The following is a 19,505-nucleotide window of genomic DNA, read 5'->3' on the forward strand; positions in this document are numbered from 1 at the left end:
GAGCTATCTAAAAAGGCTATTTAACAAAGTTGTTTTAAAAAATAGAGGAGGTTAATGTGGAAAATTATAAATGTACCGTATGCAGCTATTTTTATAAACCTGAAAAAGGAGAGTGGCGTAGAGACATTCCGAAAGGCACCTCTTTTGAAGACTTGCCAGAGGATTTTAGATGCCCAACCTGCAATCAACCTAAAATGGCTTTTGTGCCTGTGGTTAAAGCATGATTAAGCAGAAGAGCACTTTTGATGAAAAATCTACATGGCGAAAATTTTTCAAATTGAGTTTAGTCGCAATTGGGCTTTTGATCTGCTTGAATGCATTTCTTGTGATCCATTCGGTCAAAGAGCAGGAATTGGTTGGACAGTTTATTGATACCACTGGAAAACAGCGGATGCTCAGTCAAAGAATTGTTAAAAGTGCCTTGGAATTTGAACAAGCTGAGTCTGTGTCTCAAAAAGAATTTTATTTCAAAGAACTTGAGTTTTCTCTAAATCTGCTTAAAACAACACATGAACAGCTTGTGGCGGATGTATTCTTTGATCAGTTTGTGGATACGAATTCGAAACAGCTTTTGGACTCAGTGGCCCCCTATTATGAGGAAATTTTAAGAATTACAGGTCAAATTATTAATGAAAAAAAGTCGCTTCTCTTTGAGGAACGCAACAACTTGAGCCTTAATGGTGACTACTATTTAAGGTATATGGATGCGCTTGTAAATCAATTGACTGTTTATTCTAAAACATACAACCGAGATCACATTCAATTTGAAATCGGGTTTACGATATTGATGTTGAGTCTTATAGTAGGGGCATATTTTTTGGTTTACAAACCTGCTTATCGCAGAACTTTAGAAGCTATCAATGAAACTAAAAATCTCTTTGATATTGCCCCAACAGCGATCATTATTGTAGACCTAAAAGATTTTACCATTCAAGAAATTAATGATGCTGGGGAGGTTCTTTTACAGATGAATTATGAGGAAGCACTTCGCATGAATCTTCAAGATTTCATCTCTGAAGAAACAAAGCATCAGATTCAACATTTTTCAGAGAAAGAACACGAACACATCCTCAAAGGCATAGAGGCAAATGTTAGAGACCTCAATAGGCATGAAATCGTATGTTTAATTTCCGTTGGGAAGTTTAATTTTTGGGGCAAAGAACATCTGCTCATCGGTCTTGCAGATATAACAAAGCAAAAAGAAACAGAAGAAGCCTTTGAGAAATTAGCCACAATTGATGAAATGACAGGTCTTTATAATCGCAGAACAGGCCTTGTATTGCTCAGCAAAGAATTTGAAAAAGCGAAAAGACATATTTATGATGTAACGATTTGTTTCATTGATATGGACGGGCTCAAACATGTGAATGATACCTTTGGTCATTCGGAAGGAGACTGGTATATTAGGACCGTTACAACTGTTATTCGTGAAGGCATCAGACAAGGCGATATCGGCATGCGCTTTGGCGGTGATGAAATGGTTTTAGGGCTTGCAAATTGTGCTGAATTGGAAGCTGGACAAATTATGAATAGAATTCAAACCGTCCTTGATCTCATTATTGAAAAAGAGCAAAAACCTTATGAAATGGGGATTAGTTATGGGCTGTCAGAATATAAAAAAGATGTGCCCTTGTCTGTGGAAGCCTTTATAAACTATGCTGATGAGCGCATGTATGCGGTAAAAACGCTAAAAAAAAGCACTAGACAGTGACCAAGAGTGGGCATTGTACGAGGTTGCCTTGTTTGGTATAATAAACATAAGAAATAATTACACTTGGAGGCGAGATATGATAAAAAAAGTAGATCACATTACAGACTATTTCGAAAACTGTTATGACTTAAACCGCATAAATTTACTGCCCATTGCAGATAAGTTTAGACTTATTAATTACATTAAACTCATAAGTAGGGCCAGTGAAGTTGCAAGAGAAAAAGGCATTATAGCGATTACAAAATCAGAGTATTATGATACAGATTTTACTTTCCATCTTTTGATCTCACTAATCAGTGCTGGAACAGATTCTTCAGTAGTTTCGGAAGTGATTGAGCACTATGCTTATAATTTTGACGACAGCGATATTTACTATGCTAAGTTAATTGTTCTGGGTTCTGGTGCTTTAATGATTCAAAAGGGCATTGACAGTGATTCTATTATTAATTACTTAATCAGCTTATTGGGAGATGATTTTTTACGCAATAATTATCAAAGAATATACAATGATAAAGAGACCTTAGACATTAACGAAGAGAACGAAATTAATATTAAGTATAAAAACTTTGACTACACTTATAGAAAATTAAAATATGACCTTTTAGCACTTTTAAAGATTAAGAGGGAAATGGGGCATGAACGCGTAATTGATGTCTTATTTAATGAGTATAACAATAAAGAGTTGAAGCTCTATTTTAAACTGTTGGATATTAGGGATAAGGATGTTTCGGAATACATTTACCACAACCTGATGAAGACTTCGCCAAAGATGGATAGGTTCTTGTTAACCGCTTCAAGATGTATCATCAAGGAAATGTCGATTCTTGAAACACATTACTTGCTCAATGCAATCATTGGCAAATACACGCGTTTTGACAAACCTTATTCTGAAGTCATGGATGAAATCAAGATAAGAGAAGATGAAATTTTAGCGGTTCAATAATGGGATTCACTGGTTTTCGTCTAACCGCTTAGAGCTGGTATGTTCAGCCACTCTAAGCGGTTAGACGAAGCGGTGTCTATCCAAAAAAAGGCTGAGGAGAATTCAATGACGTTTAGGCTGAAACAAATAATCTACGGCACTATGCTTATAGTAAGCTTATATGGCGTTTTAAACGGCTATAGGCTTAAGGGGCTGGTTTTATTAGGCGTGGTTTTGTGCGGCAGCTATATCGTCGATATCCGACAAACGAATCGTTATACGGGCATGATTCTCAACAAACTCTACATATGTTTGGATATAAACGCTTATGATCAAATGGTGGAGACACTTAAAAAAACGCTTGTTTTTCCAGTATTGAGGGAACAGACCGTTCTTTTTTTTAGTTTGATGAAAAAGGCATATGATGAAGATCAAGCGTTGGCATCATGGAGATGTTTAAATCGGTGGTATGTTCCAAGTGAGTGGCGCGTTTATTCAAAGGTGTTTCTAAGGACATTGGATCATGATGAGTGGATTCGAAAGCGCATTCATAAACAAGATCAAGCGTATCTGTCCACGATTATTGCGGTTAGACAAATCATCAGTGGCCCTGTGGAAAAGCAAAAAGAATCTCTTTTGGACTTGAGACAGAGAACAGAAAACAATCTCCAATTTGCGTGGATCAATTTATTGATATCAAGGCTTGAGGTGGATTCTAAGAAAAAGGCATACTATCAAAGAATTGCAACGAATATTGCACCCGATTTTTTTAAAATTGAGCGTGAGCGTTAGAGTTTCAAAAGTCAAACGTTGTGTAGCCCTCTAAACCCTGATTGAAGTCATGAAATTTGGATATAGGTTTTCAAAGGAGATGATTTTATGAATAAAAGCCGCAACATGGAACAGACTTTAGTGATCATCAAGCCAGATGGCGTTAAAAGAGCATTGATTGGCAGGATCATTGAACGCTATGAAGTTAAGAATCTAAAGATCAGTGCTATGAAATTTGTCAGTGCAACTCAAGAAATACTTGAAAAGCATTATGAGGAGCATATTGGAAAAGCGTTCTATGAGGATTTACTCTCCTTTATGAAATCAGGACCAATCGTTGTAATGGCCTTGTACGGTGAGAATGCGATCGAACTTGTTCGAAAAATAAATGGCGCAACAGATTTTTTAAAAGCGGATTCAGGCAGCATTAGAGGACAATATGCCTTTTGCACCACAGAAAATTTGGTACATGGTTCAGATTCGAAGGCGTCTGCTGAAAGAGAAATCCATATATGGTTTCCTGAGTTAAAAAATGAAAATAAATAGAGAAGTGTATCGAAAAGACCTTTAATTTAAAAATTAGAGGTCTTTTTTTGCAAAATCTTTATTATAGAATAATCGTTTGGGTATTAAGAATAATAAAAACTATTTAGTGTATGAGCATCCGTAAAAGTTATGCATGTAGCAAAGTGGACTGAGTATCCACGTTGATTAAAAAATAAGGAGATTTTTATGGCGAAGACTAATATCTATGAGTTAATTGTTGAAAATGCACCCAATATGATTTGGATGAGTGGTCTGGATAAAAAATGCTATTATTTTAATCGGACATGGTTAAAATTCACAGGACGTTCTATGGAAGAGGAGCAAGGAGATGGTTGGGTCGAGAATGTTCACTTAGAGGATTTAGAAAGGTGTATTAAAGTTTATACAGAGCATTTTGATAAACGGGAAGCTTTTTATATGGAATATCGGTTGAGAAGAAGCGATGGTGAGTTCAGATGGATTTCAGATCGAGGAACACCCATCTATGATGGCGGTGAGTTTCTGGGTTATTTGGGCAGTTGCATGGATATCCATGAAAAAATCATTGGCAAAAAAGTGATCGATATGGCTTACTATGATGGGCTCACTCGGTTGAATTCAAGACAGTATTTTATCGAACAAATATCAGAACTTATTGATCATTATCATCGTGAAGGGGAACCGTTTACACTGGCTTTATTGGATCTGGATGATTTTAAATTAATTAATGATCGCTATGGTCATAGATCAGGGGATATTGTTTTGATGAAGGTAGCGGAAGTTCTAAAAGGCTCAATTCGAGGTGGGGATATTGCAGCACGTTATGGTGGTGATGAATTTGTGCTTTTGCTAAAAGGTGCTGATGAGGTGGTTTCCAATACCATTATCAATCGAATTGAAGAGGAAATAACGAGCCTAGAATTTAATTTTAACAAACAAGTGGTGCATATTAGCGCAAGCATTGGCCTATCAGAATTCACACCCGAATTCACATTAGAGCAGTTTATTATTGATGCAGACCAACAAATGTACTCTAAGAAAAAGCGACGACATGAGAGGCTATGATCATCGCAACTAATTTGTAAGGAGGGTTATATGTATATCCAATTAATTGAAAACAGGCGATCTGTGAGAAGTTTCAAAAACACGCCTATTACTGAAAATCATTTAGCAACAATCAATCAATTTTTAGATGAACTGAATCAGAGTGTGGGACCATTTGGTCATAGTGCGGAATTTACAATGATTCCTGTCAGCAATCATATCAATGCAGAAGGTGAAAAAATAGGCACGTATGGTGTTATTAGAAATCCAGCGGCTTATATTGTCGGCATGACGAAGAATACAAAAGTGCACTTAATTGATTTTGGTTACACTTTTGAAATTTTCATGCTCAATCTATTGGATCTTGGCGTGGGGTCGTGCTGGCTCGGAGGTACTTTTGATCGAAAGATGCTCAGCGCTAAATTTGAAAAAAATAACAGCTTCATCATTCCGGCCATTACCCCGATTGGATATCATGATGAAAGGCCGAGTATTATTGAAAAAACCATGAGACGATTTGCGAATTCAGATCATAAATTGGCCTTTGAAACCCTTTTTTTTAATCAGAATTTTGATAATCCCCTAAAAAAAGAAGCAGCGGGGATTTATGAAATTCCACTAGAAATGATAAGAATTGGTCCCTCGGCATCCAATAAACAACCTTGGCGTATGGTGGTGACTGCAGATGGATTCATTCATTTTTTTATAAAGCATACCCCTAATTATAATGGCCGATTAAAATTTGATATGCAGTTACTCGACATAGGCATAGGGATGGCACATTTCAAAAGTGCTGTCGATGAAATCGGGATTAAGGGCGAATGGCGTATCTACGAGGGCCTTCAAATTCCAATCAATGATCCAAATATTGAATACATCATGTCTTGGCAAACACTTTGATTAAAACCCTGATAGAGTATCGTCTGAAAAAAAGCGCAAATTTGAGCGCTTTTTTTTATTAAAATCATGATTAATGATCATTATTGTTTTGTGAACATAGATGTGGTACACTTGATACATACAACTGATATATCAGGCATATATCAGGAAAAATGATGAAGTGAAAGAGGTGTTTTATGTTCGAAATAAGATGGCATGGCAGAGGTGGCCAAGGGAGTTTTACTGGTGCAAAGTTACTGGGTGTCGCAGCTTCTATTTACGACGAGAAATTTGCACAAGCCTTTCCATCCTTTGGTCCTGAAAGAAGAGGGGCTCCTGTTTTAGGCTTTAATAGAATCTCAAATGAGAAAATAACAGATCGAAGTGAACTCACAAAATGTGATTACATCGTTTTTTTAGATGATACATTGTTTGATGAATCTGTTCTCAGCGATTTGAAAAACGAGGATGCCCTTATCTTAATTAACACACAAAGAGTGTTTAGCCATAAAAATATTAGAGGCATTGATGCCACCAAAATTGCACTTGAGATATTGGGAATTCCGATCTCGAACACGGTCATGTTGGGCTATTTAGCGCGTTATGCTAAAGAGGCAGTGCGTTATCAAGCTTGTATGGATGCTATTAGAGCAAGTATGAAGCCGAGCATTGCAGAAAAAAATATAGAAGCTTTTAAATGCGCTTATGAACAAGGAGGCTTATAAATGAAAAATTTTAAAAGAGTTCCTGTGCCTACTTTGACAAGTCTCAGCGATTACCCACTGGGTTCAAGTTGTAAGAGTTTTCATATTACAGATCAAAATTCGGGCTGGCGTGTTTTTATGCCCGTGATTCATTTAGATCAATGTGTGAGTTGTTATCGATGCTATTTGGTATGTCCAGAGGGTGCGATTCATCAAAATGAAGATCAGAAGTTTGAAATCGATTATGATTATTGTAAAGGGTGTGGCATTTGTGCGAATGAATGTAAAATCAAGGCAATAAGCATGGTTAAGGAGGAAAAATAATGAGTCGTAATGCTTTTTTAAATGGGGATGAGGCAGTTGCATATGGCGTTAAACGATCAAGACCAAATGTCGTTGCAGCTTACCCGATTACACCTCAAACCATAACGGTAGAAAAAATCTCCTCTTTTGTACAAAACGGTGAACTTGATTGTGAATATATGCACGTGGAATCTGAACACAGTGCTATGGCCTGTTCTATTGGCGCAAGTTCAGTCGGTGCAAGAACGTTTACAGCAACTTCCTCACAGGGGCTTTTATATATGGCAGAGTGTTTGCCTTATGCATCGGGTGCAAGACTTCCAATTGTCATGATGAATGCCAATAGAGCACTTGCAACACCTTGGAATATTTATGGGGATCAAATGGACGTCATGTTTTTGCTCAATTCAGGATGGGTGCAGATATTTGTTGAGGATGCTCAAGAAGCTTTGGATATGACGATACAGAGTTTTAAAATAGCAGAGCACGAAAGCGTCATGGCGCCAGTAATGATTAACCTTGATGGTTTTGTACTGACCCATACGTATGAAAAAGTGAACATACCCTCACAAGAGGCTGTAGATCAATTTCTACCTACGTTTTTAGGTGCACATCATATGATGAATGATGAAATGCCTATGAGCATGTGTATTTCAGCAGGGAATCAACACAATATGGAGTTTAAAATAAAACAACATAGAGATTTACTGCGTGCACTTGAAATTATTGAAACGATAGATTCTGAGTTCGAAAGCCAGTTTGGAAGGGGCTATGGGGGTGCATTAGAAGGCTATAAACACGAAGATGCAGAAGTGATTTTAGTGACTACGGGAAGTGTCACGGGGACTGCTAGAGTTGTGGTGGACAGATTAAGAGCAGAGGGCAAGCGCGTTGGGCTTGTTAAACTCAGGGTGGTTAGACCTTTTCCTGTGGAAAAACTCATGGAACTGGTAAAGAACGCCAAAACCATTGGCATTGTAGATAAAAATATATCTTTTGGTTATGAAGGTACACTTTACACGAATGTCAATTCGGCATTTGTGCAAAGTGGCATAAAAAAAGAGACTTATAATTTCATTGGAGGCATCGGTGGCAGGGATATCACTAAAGACGATATTCATGAAATGTATGAAAATTTACAACTTGCTTCTGCTGGAGAGCAGATTGATGCAGTAACTTATTACAATGTGAGGTGTACGTTATGACGATAAACAAATCGATCCAGTTGAATGCAAGAAATATCACAAGCGATGAATATTTTTATGGTCATAAGGCTTGTGGCGGATGTGGCGAGAGTTTAGCGCTTCGATTGGCATTAAAAGTACTTGGAGAAGAAGCTTATCTTTCATTACCAGCGGGTTGTATGGCAGCGGTGTCTTTTATATATCCCAATATGGCTTTTAAAAACAATGCGATTATTACGCCATTTGCTTCAACCGCAGCCGTTGCAACAGGTGTTGCTGCAGGGTTAAAAGCGCTTCATAAAGATCATCTTTCGGTCGCTTTTGCGGGTGATGGTGGGACTGCCGATATCGGGATCCAAGCGTTATCAGGTGCGATTGATAGGGGTGAAAAGTTTATTTATATTTGTACAGATAATGAAGCTTATATGAACACAGGCATTCAAAAGAGTGGTCTAACGCCATTTGGAGCAAGTACCACGACAACGCCAGCGGGAAAGGTGATCAGGGGTAATATCAAGCCTAAAAAGAATATGTTTGAAATCGTTGCGGCACACGGCATCAAGTATGCTGCAACTGCAAGCGTAGGCTACTTAGAGGATTTTATGAATAAAGTTCAGAAGGCAAAAGAAGCAGACGGTCCTGCCTATATTCATGTGTTCTCGCCATGTCCTACGGGTTGGGGACATGAATCAGATCAGACGATTGCGCTTGCTAAAGAAGTTGTCGACAATGGGCTCTGGTATCTTGCAGAATATGAAAATGGTCGATTTAGGCTCAATAAAAAACCGGATCTTTCAAATGACGTCAGGCCTTATCTTAAAGGACAGGCAAGATTTAGACATTTAAAGGATGAAGATATTGAAAATATTGAAGCACTCAGAGGCGAAAAATGGGCTCAAATGCTTGCAGAATGGCAATAACTAATGCTTGGTTTACCTTTTTAAATCATGTATAATAAGGGTTAATAGATTACCTAGAATTTTACAGAATACGACATGATTATAGATGATGAGGGATGGATCAGTGAAACAAGCCAATAATGTGATTTTTGAAGTTTTAAAAAAGAGGATAATAGAGTTAGAAATGAAGCCAGGTGATGTGATTAACGAAAGAGATTTAATTGTTGAATTTGGTGTAAGTCGGACCCCTGTAAGAGAAGCACTCATTAAGTTGTCTCAAATTGATCTGGTTGAGATTAGACCAAGAGTAGGGACTTTTGTCACTCAAATTGATCTTGCAACAGTGAAAAGTGCCTATGAGGTCAAAAAAAATCTTGAGGGTCTTGCGGCAGAATTGGCGGCAAAGCGTGCAACACCAGACGAAATATTGGCGTTATATGAAATCATAGAACGATTTTCAAAGTATGATATCGTTAAAGATTACAAATTATGTATCGAGGATGATCAAAACTTTCATGAAATTATCAGAACCGCATCAAGGAATGAGATCTTGATTGATGTGCTTGATAATCTCAATACAAAGACGGCAAGGTTTTTGCAGTCCATTCAATATGTAATCGAAAATTTTGAATGGTTTTTTGAGTCTCTTCAGGATATTGCAACTGCAATTAAAGATAAGCACTCAGAAGATGCCAGAAAGCATACGGAAGAACATACACGCCGATTTTTAGAAGAGTTGTCACGTAGTTTTTTTTCTTAAAAATATAATAACGGCAGATGAGTAGGAGGCATGGTTATGGAGCATCTTTTTTCAGAAAGAGTCAAAAAAGCAAAAGCATCAGAGATCAGAGAAATTTTAAAGTTGACACAACAACCTGAAATTATTTCTTTTGCAGGTGGATTGCCCGCACCAGAGTTATTTCCAATCGAAGAGATGAAAGTGGTAACGCTTAAAGTCCTTGAAACTATGGGGAAAGAAGCCTTGCAGTACAGTCCAACAGAAGGTTACGATCCGCTTAGAGAAAAGATTGCATTAAGAATGGGAAAACAGGGCATTAAGGCGAAAAAAGAGGATATTTTAATTACCAGTGGCTCACAGCAAGGTCTTGATTTTACTGGAAAAGTTTTTATAAATCCAAACGATTATGTGCTTTGCGAGAGTCCGAGCTATTTAGGTGCAATCAATGCTTTTAGAGCTTATGAATGCCAATTTAAAGAAATAGCAACAGATTCAGACGGCATGATTATATCGCATCTTGAAGATGTGATTAACCATACAGAAAATGTGAAATATATTTATGTGATTCCTGACTTTCAAAATCCATCTGGAAGGACTTGGTCGCTTGAGAGAAGAAAAGCGCTTGTTGAAATTGCGAATAAGTATAATCTTGTGATTGTTGAAGATAATCCATACGGTGAATTGAGGTTTGAAGGTGAGTCTCAACCGGCGATCAAGTCGCTTGATACCGAAGGTAGGGTTGTTTATTTAGGCACTTTTTCAAAAACGTTTTCGCCAGGATTGAGAATCGGCTGGGTGTGTGCAAGTGAAGTGTTGCTTTCTAAGTATATTACAGTAAAGCAAAGCGCAGACTTACAGTCGAGTTCAATAAGTCAAAGAGAACTTGCCGTCTATTTAGAAGATTATGATTTAGATGCACACATTGAGAAGATCAAAAAGGTGTATAAGCACAGAAGAGACTTGATGATTTCCACAATGGATGCTCATTTTCCTAAAGCAGCCCATTATGAAGTACCACAGGGTGGTTTGTTTGCTTGGGTTGAATTGCCTGAGCAAATAGATGCAAAAGCACTTATGGTTAAAGCGGTGGAGCGCAAAGTTGCGTTTGTCCCAGGCGGTTCTTTTTTCCCAAATGGTGGACATGAAAATACAATGAGAGTTAATTATTCCAATATGCCTGACGACAAGATTGTCGAAGGTATCAAAAGACTAGGTGCACTGCTCAAAGAAGCGCTTTAAGGTTTCCCTCTCCCTATGATCATAAACCGATCATGGGGTTTTTTATGCAATTTAAGCGCCATCAAATGAATAACCCTAAAATGCGTTATAAAAGTGTGGGGTATGGGTATAATGATAGAAAATATAGGGGTTGGTGATAGGATGCATTTATTAAAAAAATACAAGAGTAGCCTCAATATCAAAATCACAATGATAACCATCATATTCATCGTTTTAGGCATGTTCTCTATGATCCTTTATACCAATTTATCGGTGGCAAGATTGACAGACAAAACGTTGAATACAATGGACAGAGAACTTTATTATCTGTTAGATGAATACTACACAAATTATATTAATGAAATCAGCGTGAGAATAGAAGCTGATTACAATGGATATTTAGAAGAAGTGCAAATACTAGGGGGCATTTTCCAAGAGGTATTAGATAAAGACAACGCTTTAGAAGCCGTTATGGCAGTTGTTAAGGCAGATCCCTATTTTAAGGACCGTATTATTTTTAATGGCAAATGGGGACAAAATACTTCTGATGAGCCAACAGCAGTATTTATGGGGAGATATCTCTATGATGATAACGGAGAGATCAAAGCCAATGTTCAAAATGCAATTGATAAAACAGCCATATTTGATATGATCATGCCATCGTTTGTCAGCCATGGGAAAAATAAAATCCAAATTTATTATACAGGTGGTGTCGATGAAGATTATACAAGAATGGCACCTTGGGTTGATATTGGGCATAGCGTTTATGATGTTTATCCCGAGCTCTATGATTTACCCATATGGGAAACTTTTAATCCGGGTCTAGTTGACGAGTGGACGGAAAGAATGCTGGACAAGGGCATTGGCAATCCAAAATTGATCAGGGTTTCACAGCCCATTCAAGATGGTATAACAGGAGGCATTATATTAGGTGTGACGTATCCGATTTGGGACAGAGAGACTCAGACGTTTAAAGGGCATGTTGCCTATGATATAACAATTGAATCCATCATTGAACAAGTTGAAGACATTAAAATCAGCAATACGGGTTTTGCAATGCTCATTCAGTCCAATGGCAATATTTTTGCCATGAACGACAAGGGCGCCGATGTATTAGGGCTTAAAAATATAGACGACAGTACGCTTAACAATGGCACTGGTATTGGATTTAACAGACTTAACCGGTATATTCAAGAGAGTACAATTGAATCCGTTCGAAATCTTAACTATTCAGAGGTAAATGAAATTAAAGAAATTGAATTAAATGGCGAAACTTATTTTTTCATTAATAAAAAAATGGATTCATTTGTATCGTGGACACCAGAATTAGGTTTTTATGATGAAGCTTGGACGCTTGCTTTTGTGGTGCCAAGAGATGAAATCTATAAAATGTATATTAATTCTGAAATTCAGATTAAAAATGATCAAAATATAGCGATTAAGCAACAAGTGGGTATAGGTGCTGTGATTTTGGGTTTTGTTGTAATTTTTGTCATCCTATACAATTCTAGAATGACTTCTAAGCTCAACGCATTAACCAACAAAGTTAAGCAGATGAAAGAAAATAATTATCAAGTTGATTTTGATATTCACTCTGAAGATGAAATTGGAAAGCTTGCAAATGCTTTTGAAGGAATGCAACAAGAAATTCAGGATTCGCTCTCTCGGTTAAAAGTTCAAAATGAACTTCTGAAAGATGAGATAGATGAACGCATTAAAAAAGATCGTATTATTGATTATCTTGAAAACTTTGATTCTCAGACGGATTTACTCAATAAAAAAGCGCTTTTAAACATGTTAAAAGATATGAGCTTGGATTTTGATCAAACATTCGTTTCGCTCATTATTATTGGTCTTGACGAGTTTCGGAAAATTAATGATGCATATACTTTTAAAGTTGGAGATGAAATCATCCAGATGTTGGCGACTAAATTAGATCAGATTGTACAAAGCCATGAGTTGCTGTTTAGAATTGGAGGGGATGAATTTGCAATTTTGTTTAAGGGCAAAGATCTCAATGCGCTTATTTTAAAAGTAGAAGAGATTAATGCGCTATTTGGGAAGTCTTTTAGTATTAGAATGCATGAGGTCGTCCTAAGTGCATCTATCGGGGTGAGTACCTTTCCGCATGATACAAGCGATACTTTAGATCTCTTCAAATATGCCACCATAGCAATGAATCATGCCAAGGCAAGTAATCGAGGTGGCAGTGAATATTATAATGAAGAAATGAATTATAGTGCTCGAAACAGAATTGAAATGATTCATGAATTAAACCAAGCCATAGAGCGCAATGAACTCAGTTTATGTTTTCAACCCATAATGAAAATCGATACGAATAAAGCGACGGGGGTTGAAGTGCTTTTAAGATGGCATTCTAAGAAGTTTGGACATATATCACCGTCCCTTTTTATCAAATTAGCGGAAGAATCGAAGTTGATTATCAAAATTGGAAGTTGGGTAATCAAGGCGTCTTTTGAAGCCCTTGGTAAGTTTGAGGCTGCTGGATTTGTGGGTCTTGAAATGGCCATTAATATTTCCGTTATTCAGCTCATGCAACATGATCTTGTTGCCGAGACAAAAGCTTTGCTGGAAAAGTATCCTGTAAAAGAGAAGCAGATTATCTATGAAGTGACAGAGGGTCTTTTCATCAACGACTTTGATAGAGTGCGTACAACTTTTGCTGAACTGGAGCAATTAGGGATTCTGATTTCAATAGATGATTTTGGAACGGGGTACTCATCGTTGTCCTATCTGAAGAATATTGCGATCAACAAGCTTAAGATTGATCGGTCATTTATTTCTGAACTGCATGATAAAACGGGCTGGGAAATCACAAATGCCATTATTGCACTTGCAAATAATTTGAATCTAAAGGTTGTTGCAGAAGGTGTTGAAGAATTAGAACAATTGGAACATCTGCGCGAACGTGGCTGCAATGAAGCTCAAGGATTCTTTTTTTCAAGACCAGTGGATCTTGAACATTGTATTGAATATCTCAATCAATATTGGAACTAAGAACAAAGACTATTATTCTAACCTATTAGGATAATAGTCTTTCTGAGTTTTAACCGAATTTTAATGTGCAAATGTTATTTTATAGAGAGAAAATCTAAAAGGTGAAGACAATGTATAAGAGCGCATTAAAAGCATTAATAAATGAATGGCACCATATGGAGAATAGTCCCATCATGGGGGAAAAGAAATTCAGTTCGAAAGATCGACATAAAGAATACAAGTTGCTCATGGCGTTGATTGCTTCAATCAAGGATTTGGTACAGCAACCTTATGATCAGAAGTGTTTTAATGGAATGATCAAAGACTATTTAAATGAAAGTAAAATTATGGATCTATCCAATATTTCAATGCTCTTTAATAAAGACATGATCCAGTCGACCATAGATTTTTACGAGCAAGCTAAAGTCTTTAATGGTGAAATGGGGATTGAAGATATCGGACAAGCTATGAGAAATGTTTGGATTATCAACATGATTCAACAACTGGAGTCTAAACCGACTCAATTGAGCAGCAGTGCATTTGGATATAGTATGCTCTATCCATACACCGATAATTTGCTAGATGATACAGAGATGAGCTCGGCATATAAAAATGAGATTATGACTCGATTTGGCAAACGGCTCTCAAACCTACAGGTAGATCAATCGGACTCAGATCAATCTTATGAACGTGATTTGTTTAAATTGATTGAGATGGTAGAATCAGATTACAGAAGAGATGCCTATCCAATGGTATATGAAAGCATGATGGGGATACATCATGCACAGGTCATGAGCCAAAAACAGCATCATGTTTCAATTCCATATGAGCACTCTATTTTAGAGTACACTTTCGAAAAAGGAGGCACTTCTGTTTTAGCAGATGCTTGTATTGTTTGTGGCGAATTGTCGGAAGTTCAAATTCTTTTTTATCTACAATATGGCATCGTACTCCAATTGTGTGATGATATTCAAGACATGATAGAGGACAAGGCGAATGCACATCAAACTATATTTAGTCAGTTGATGGGGCATTATCATTTAGATCCTTTGATTTTGAAGACGTTGTCGTTTAATGAAAAAATGGTTGAGAGGTTACCCAAAAAAGAGTGGGCTTCTATTTATCGAAATTGTATTTTGATGATGATTGCCTTTTCAAGTTTAAATTACAAAGCTTATCTATCACGGGGGTTCTATAGTACTTTATCGGCTTATTCCCCTTTGACAAGAAGGCATTTAAAAAAAATTGAAAAAGAAGTAAAGCGGTCCCAACATTTATTATTGAGGTCCGATACCATATCACTTTTCAAAACTTATGTCTCTGAAATGAGTCTTGACATCTAAAAAGAGTAACGGTATTATTATGTAAAGAAATGCATAATAATACCGTTTTGTTTTGGAGGTTAATCAGGTGAAAAATATTTTTGTAGATGGCCAGCATGGTACGACAGGTCTAGAAATTAAGCGATATATAGCGAAGCATCCATCGCTTTCTTTAGTTGAAATCGCTTACGAAGAAAGACATGATATAAATAAGCGCAAGACATTAATGAATGCTTCTGATGCAGTGGTACTCTGTCTTCCAGAAGAAGCAAGTGTTGAGGCGCTAAGCTTGCTAGAGAGTCAGAAAGTAGTTGTAATAGATACCAGTACAGCCTTTAGAACGCATCCAGACTGGACATATGGACTGCCAGAGCTGAATGCGGTGCAAAGGGCGCTTATTTCGAAGTCCTTTAGAATTGCCAATCCTGGGTGTCATGCATCAGCAGCCTTACTTGCGCTCCTTCCGTTACAGTCAAAAGCACTTTTAAAGCAAGATATGCCCTTGACTTTGATTTCGCACACGGGTTATACGGGTGGCGGAAAAGAAATGATCAAAATGTATAAAAATACAAAGAAACCCATCAGTGCTCAACATTATGCACTGGGACAAATGCATAAGCATATTCCAGAGATCATGAAGTATGCGGCACTTACGATCAAACCGACTTTTCTGCCGATTTTATGTAATTATCCCAGAGGCATTCTTCTGAGTGTTCCATTACATCAATGTAACTTAACAAATGGGATGAGCTTAATGGAAATTTATAATCTATATGTGAGTTATTATAAAAGTTCTCCGTTTGCAGTGATTCACGAACCCAATAGCACTTCAAATTACCTTCACGGGGAAACTTCAGAAACAAATCAATTTGAAATTTTCTTCAGTGGAACAGATGAAAATTTTCAAATCGCTGTAAAAATCGATAACTTGGGTAAAGGTGCTTCTGGTGCAGTGATACAGTCTCTCAATTTGAGATTTGGATTTCCAGAGGAAATGGGCTTATAAGATAAAGGTGCAACGTTTATAATTTAATAATTCGGATATAAATAATGAAAGGACACAATAAGAGGTGAGGTGCATTTATGTATCGAATGTTATTGTTCGACGAAGCTCAATATATCCGATCAAAAGTTAAAGCGATCGTTAAGCACTTTCAAGTGGAAATTTATGAAGCGGGTTCAGTACTACAGCTTAACCATGCCATTACTGAATCAAAAGGGGTGTTTGATCTGATATTGGCAGATCTGAATTTTGATAATGAATCTATCGTGATATGGTTTGAAAAATATTTAGAGCAACATCCTTTTACGCCACTTATTATCTATACAAGCACCGTAACTCGGGGCAATTTGGCCAGTGGATTAAGATTGGGTGCAAAAGATTATATACTCAAATCTAGTGATGATGATATTTTGTTAGAACGCATTATGAAGTGTTTGCAAACTGAAATCGCGCCACGGGCCAAAACGGATCAACCTGAACAAATCGTCATAGATATGCAATCCTTTTTAACCAGTGAAATTAGGAAAGCTCAAAAGGGACGTTATGAGATGAGCATTTGCCTCAGTTCAATACAACCTGTGGATCAGTCTGTATCCAGCGAAAAACTGGGCTATGATGAAGGTTCGCTTATTATTCAAAAGTTTAAAACGAAGTATTGGGAGACGGATGTCATGTTTCAGTTTGGCATTCATGCTTTTGTGAGCTTCTTTCCGTTTTGCGGGTATGATCAGGTCATCATTGTAGACCATAAATTACAGAGCGTTTTTCAGGAGATCAAACAAGATTATGTCAGTTTAAGAGGGTTTATATTGGTTAATAATTTTGTGACATTTCCACATGATGGTGAAAACAAACAGCAAATTCTGAGACAACTTGAAAAAATAATGCAACAAGGTTAATTCTTATAAATCGTCTATTGATATGATCGCCATCATATTGATATAATGGAGGAAACGAAAAATGGAGTAGACATGTCCCTAAAAACATTAGAAGATTTATTGATTACGTTATCTTATCTTAAAATAGCCATAATAACAACAACCATAATTGTGATAATACTCATCGTAATAGACGGCTCAAACACAGAGACACTTTTAAGCCAATATAAAGAGGGCTATTTAGCTGCAAATTTTAAAGTGCTCAGTACCAATTCGCCGATCGTGTGTTTTTTTTATTTCATTTGGCGGTATTTTATTGAACTGATATTAGGCAGCGTAGGTTTAATTAGCCTATTGAATCGTAAGTTTGTACTCTATTTTTTATTGCTATTGACATCAATTGCGCTTTCTTTTTCAGTGCAAATTGAAATAGTGGTTATTATTGGATTGGAAATTGCACTTCAAATGGTGTATTCGGTAAAAGTTAAATATCAATAAAGCGTTAATTATAAAAAGCCAGAAGAGACTCAATGGCGCACTTGCCTCTTCTGGCTTTTTTATGGCGTTTTAGAGGTGGTGGATAAGTTGATCAAAGACATCGCCGTAACTATCTCTAATGACAAGGCTAGCCGTGTGATCATATGGTGTTTCGGATTTGTTGATCAATACAAGATTTTTACCTTTATAGTATCTTAAAAAACTTGCAGCAGGGTAAACGACGAGAGAAGTACCCGCAACGATCAGCAAATCAGATTCGTGGATGGCTTTAACGGTTTCAGACATCACCTCCTGATTTAAAGGCTCGCCGTATAAAACCACATCTGGCTTGACTAAGCTGTTACATAAGGGACATCGTATAATATCATCTTGTATGCTTAGAATCCATGCCATATCGTAAAGTGCACGGCATTTTGTGCAGTAATGTCTATGGACCGATCCATGCAATTCGATGACATTTTTAGAGCCAGCAGCTTGATGCAGACCATCTATATTCTGTGTTATAATTGTATTTAGCCCCATAGATTCAAGTGCCACTGTTGCAAAATGACCTTTGTGAGGTGTGACATTTGGAAGCAAAAGATATTCTTTTAGGAAGGCATAAAATCGATCAGGGTGCTTGTAAAAATAATCATGACTGAGAATTTCTTCAGGAGAAACATTGTATTTTTTTAAGGCATAAAGACCGTTTTCAGATCTGAAATCAGGAATGTTGCTTTCAGTGGAAGTGCCAGCCCCTCCGAAGAGGACAATGTTTTTACTCTGTAGAATGAGCTTTTTTAAAGTGTTAATAGCCATAGGACCTCCTTATTCGTAATTGTGTTTGATTTAAGTATAAGTTCTTATGAACAAAGATGCAACCCAGGTCCTTGGATGTCTTTTCTTTTTTTAAGGCATAGACTATAATGAAACTAATATGTTAATCTGAGGGTGATCTATGAAATATAAAATACAATTAATGGAATTGATCATTATTATGCTGTTAATCCTTTTGAGTATTGTGACTTATAATCAAGTTCGGTATTCAGAAAATTTAAAGGGCGCAACAGGTGAAGTTAAAAGTTTTCATGTGGCTGTTATTTCGGATCATATAAACAGTTACTCTGCGGAACGTTTTTTAAAGGGCATTAATGAAAGCGTTATGAGCAACGATTGTGTATATGAACTTTACAATTTAGAGGAATTTGATATTGAAGTACTGTCTAAAATTATGATTGCAACGCAGGTCGATGGTGTTGTCATAAATCTAGAAAATAACCTGCAGGCGACGACTCTAATTGAAGAGCTTAGAGCGAAACAAATAAAAGTCATAGCAGCAGGCAATGATGCGCCGGAAACAGAACGGGATGTCTATATAGGAACCAATAAGTATAACCTTGGCAAGAAGGCTGGGTTACTTGCGATTGAGGCTTCTGGAAATACGGGCAATGTGTCTGTTATATTGGGCAGCGAATATGAACCGGAACAACCGCTTTCATCAATTAATTTTTTAAATGGCATCTATGAAACTTATCAGGATATGGCGCTTTATAAACTCACGAATATCAAGTATTCAAGAGACTCTAGAGCGGAAATATTAATGGATGAACTGTTAAAAGAGAGACCGAGCATCAATGTGGTCATTTGTACGGATCCGATAGACGCTATTCGTGTGACACGCGTACTGGTGGATCGTAATCTAGTGGGCGATATTGCGGTAATTGCCAGTGGTGACCCACCAGAAATTGTTGATGCCATTCAAAAAGAGTTGATTTACGCCAGTGTTGTTGAAGATTACCAAGAACTTGGGATTTTATCCATGAACAATCTCATCAAAATCCTAAACGGCGAAAGTGTATCAAGCTACATCAATATCCCTATTGAAATCATAAGGAAAGATGAAATCATCGATGAATCTGATTGAGGTAA

20 protein-coding genes are annotated in these 19,505 nt (G+C 37.1%); 19 read left to right on the forward strand and 1 reads right to left on the reverse strand.

Features of this window, described 5'->3' with window-relative positions:
• Positions 1–56 precede the first annotated feature (56 nt).
• The 18 genes from F3D3_RS10620 to F3D3_RS10705 all read left to right on the forward strand — a co-directional run bounded on the left by F3D3_RS10620 (position 57) and on the right by F3D3_RS10705 (position 17,597).
• Positions 57–224 carry a rubredoxin gene (locus F3D3_RS10620; RefSeq protein ID WP_069873768.1) on the forward strand — a complete coding sequence of 56 codons (168 nt, stop codon included), beginning with the start codon at positions 57–59 and terminating at the stop codon, positions 222–224.
• The gene (locus tag F3D3_RS10625) at positions 221–1,711 is read left to right on the forward strand and encodes a diguanylate cyclase (RefSeq protein ID WP_069873770.1); all 1,491 of its coding nucleotides are present in this window, start codon (positions 221–223) and stop codon (positions 1,709–1,711) included. The genes F3D3_RS10620 and F3D3_RS10625 overlap by 4 nt, the downstream gene beginning before the upstream one ends.
• A gap of 76 nt (positions 1,712–1,787) precedes the next feature.
• The gene (locus F3D3_RS10630; protein WP_069873772.1) at positions 1,788–2,654 is read left to right on the forward strand and encodes a hypothetical protein; all 867 of its coding nucleotides are present in this window, start codon (positions 1,788–1,790) and stop codon (positions 2,652–2,654) included.
• A 105-nt stretch (positions 2,655–2,759) separates the two neighbouring features.
• Positions 2,760–3,425 carry a hypothetical protein gene (locus F3D3_RS10635; RefSeq protein ID WP_069873774.1) on the forward strand — a complete coding sequence of 222 codons (666 nt, stop codon included), beginning with the start codon at positions 2,760–2,762 and terminating at the stop codon, positions 3,423–3,425.
• Between the two features lie 87 nt (positions 3,426–3,512).
• On the forward strand, positions 3,513–3,950 hold the full coding sequence (gene ndk / locus F3D3_RS10640; protein ID WP_242877121.1) for a nucleoside-diphosphate kinase: 438 nt from the start codon (positions 3,513–3,515) through the stop codon (positions 3,948–3,950).
• Between the two features lie 186 nt (positions 3,951–4,136).
• Positions 4,137–4,994, forward strand: a complete 858-nt coding sequence (locus F3D3_RS24105) for a sensor domain-containing diguanylate cyclase (protein WP_069873776.1) — start codon at positions 4,137–4,139, stop codon at positions 4,992–4,994.
• 30 nt (positions 4,995–5,024) lie between these two features.
• Complete coding sequence (locus F3D3_RS10650) at positions 5,025–5,873, forward strand: nitroreductase family protein (RefSeq protein WP_069873777.1); 849 nt, start codon at positions 5,025–5,027, stop codon at positions 5,871–5,873.
• A 176-nt stretch (positions 5,874–6,049) separates the two neighbouring features.
• Entirely contained in the window at positions 6,050–6,577 is a 528-nt protein-coding gene (locus F3D3_RS10655; RefSeq protein WP_069873779.1) for a 2-oxoacid:acceptor oxidoreductase family protein, read from the forward strand.
• Positions 6,578–6,880 carry a 4Fe-4S binding protein gene (locus F3D3_RS10660; protein ID WP_084388956.1) on the forward strand — a complete coding sequence of 101 codons (303 nt, stop codon included), beginning with the start codon at positions 6,578–6,580 and terminating at the stop codon, positions 6,878–6,880.
• On the forward strand, positions 6,880–8,064 hold the full coding sequence (locus F3D3_RS10665) for a transketolase C-terminal domain-containing protein (RefSeq protein ID WP_069873781.1): 1,185 nt from the start codon (positions 6,880–6,882) through the stop codon (positions 8,062–8,064). The genes F3D3_RS10660 and F3D3_RS10665 overlap by 1 nt, the downstream gene beginning before the upstream one ends.
• Complete coding sequence (locus F3D3_RS10670) at positions 8,061–8,963, forward strand: thiamine pyrophosphate-dependent enzyme (RefSeq protein WP_175438347.1); 903 nt, start codon at positions 8,061–8,063, stop codon at positions 8,961–8,963. The genes F3D3_RS10665 and F3D3_RS10670 overlap by 4 nt, the downstream gene beginning before the upstream one ends.
• Positions 8,964–9,066: 103 nt before the next feature.
• A complete protein-coding gene (locus tag F3D3_RS10675; RefSeq protein ID WP_175438348.1) occupies positions 9,067–9,702 on the forward strand; it encodes a GntR family transcriptional regulator in 636 nt (211 codons plus the stop codon).
• A gap of 36 nt (positions 9,703–9,738) precedes the next feature.
• Positions 9,739–10,920 carry a PLP-dependent aminotransferase family protein gene (locus F3D3_RS10680; RefSeq protein ID WP_069873785.1) on the forward strand — a complete coding sequence of 394 codons (1,182 nt, stop codon included), beginning with the start codon at positions 9,739–9,741 and terminating at the stop codon, positions 10,918–10,920.
• 141 nt (positions 10,921–11,061) lie between these two features.
• Complete coding sequence (locus tag F3D3_RS10685) at positions 11,062–13,917, forward strand: EAL domain-containing protein (protein WP_175438349.1); 2,856 nt, start codon at positions 11,062–11,064, stop codon at positions 13,915–13,917.
• Between the two features lie 110 nt (positions 13,918–14,027).
• Positions 14,028–15,239: a class 1 isoprenoid biosynthesis enzyme gene (locus F3D3_RS10690; protein ID WP_069873788.1), complete on the forward strand. Its 1,212-nt coding sequence runs from the start codon at positions 14,028–14,030 to the stop codon at positions 15,237–15,239.
• 67 nt (positions 15,240–15,306) lie between these two features.
• Positions 15,307–16,224: an N-acetyl-gamma-glutamyl-phosphate reductase gene (gene argC / locus F3D3_RS10695; RefSeq protein WP_069873790.1), complete on the forward strand. Its 918-nt coding sequence runs from the start codon at positions 15,307–15,309 to the stop codon at positions 16,222–16,224.
• A 77-nt stretch (positions 16,225–16,301) separates the two neighbouring features.
• A complete protein-coding gene (locus tag F3D3_RS10700; protein ID WP_069873791.1) occupies positions 16,302–17,120 on the forward strand; it encodes a response regulator in 819 nt (272 codons plus the stop codon).
• Between the two features lie 72 nt (positions 17,121–17,192).
• Positions 17,193–17,597 (forward strand): hypothetical protein, encoded by a 405-nt coding sequence (locus F3D3_RS10705; protein ID WP_069873793.1) that lies wholly within the window; start codon positions 17,193–17,195, stop codon positions 17,595–17,597.
• 69 nt (positions 17,598–17,666) lie between these two features.
• Here F3D3_RS10705 and F3D3_RS10710 read toward each other — a convergent pair whose 3' ends face one another.
• Positions 17,667–18,395, reverse strand: a complete 729-nt coding sequence (locus tag F3D3_RS10710) for an NAD-dependent protein deacylase (protein ID WP_069873795.1) — start codon at positions 18,393–18,395, stop codon at positions 17,667–17,669.
• 139 nt (positions 18,396–18,534) lie between these two features.
• On the opposite strand from F3D3_RS10710, the gene F3D3_RS10715 reads away from it, so the two are divergent.
• On the forward strand, positions 18,535–19,500 hold the full coding sequence (locus tag F3D3_RS10715) for a substrate-binding domain-containing protein (RefSeq protein WP_069873797.1): 966 nt from the start codon (positions 18,535–18,537) through the stop codon (positions 19,498–19,500).
• Positions 19,501–19,505: the final 5 nt, after the last annotated feature.

This window comes from Fusibacter sp. 3D3, from assembly GCF_001748365.1.
GTDB lineage: Bacteria > Bacillota > Clostridia > Peptostreptococcales > Acidaminobacteraceae > Fusibacter_A.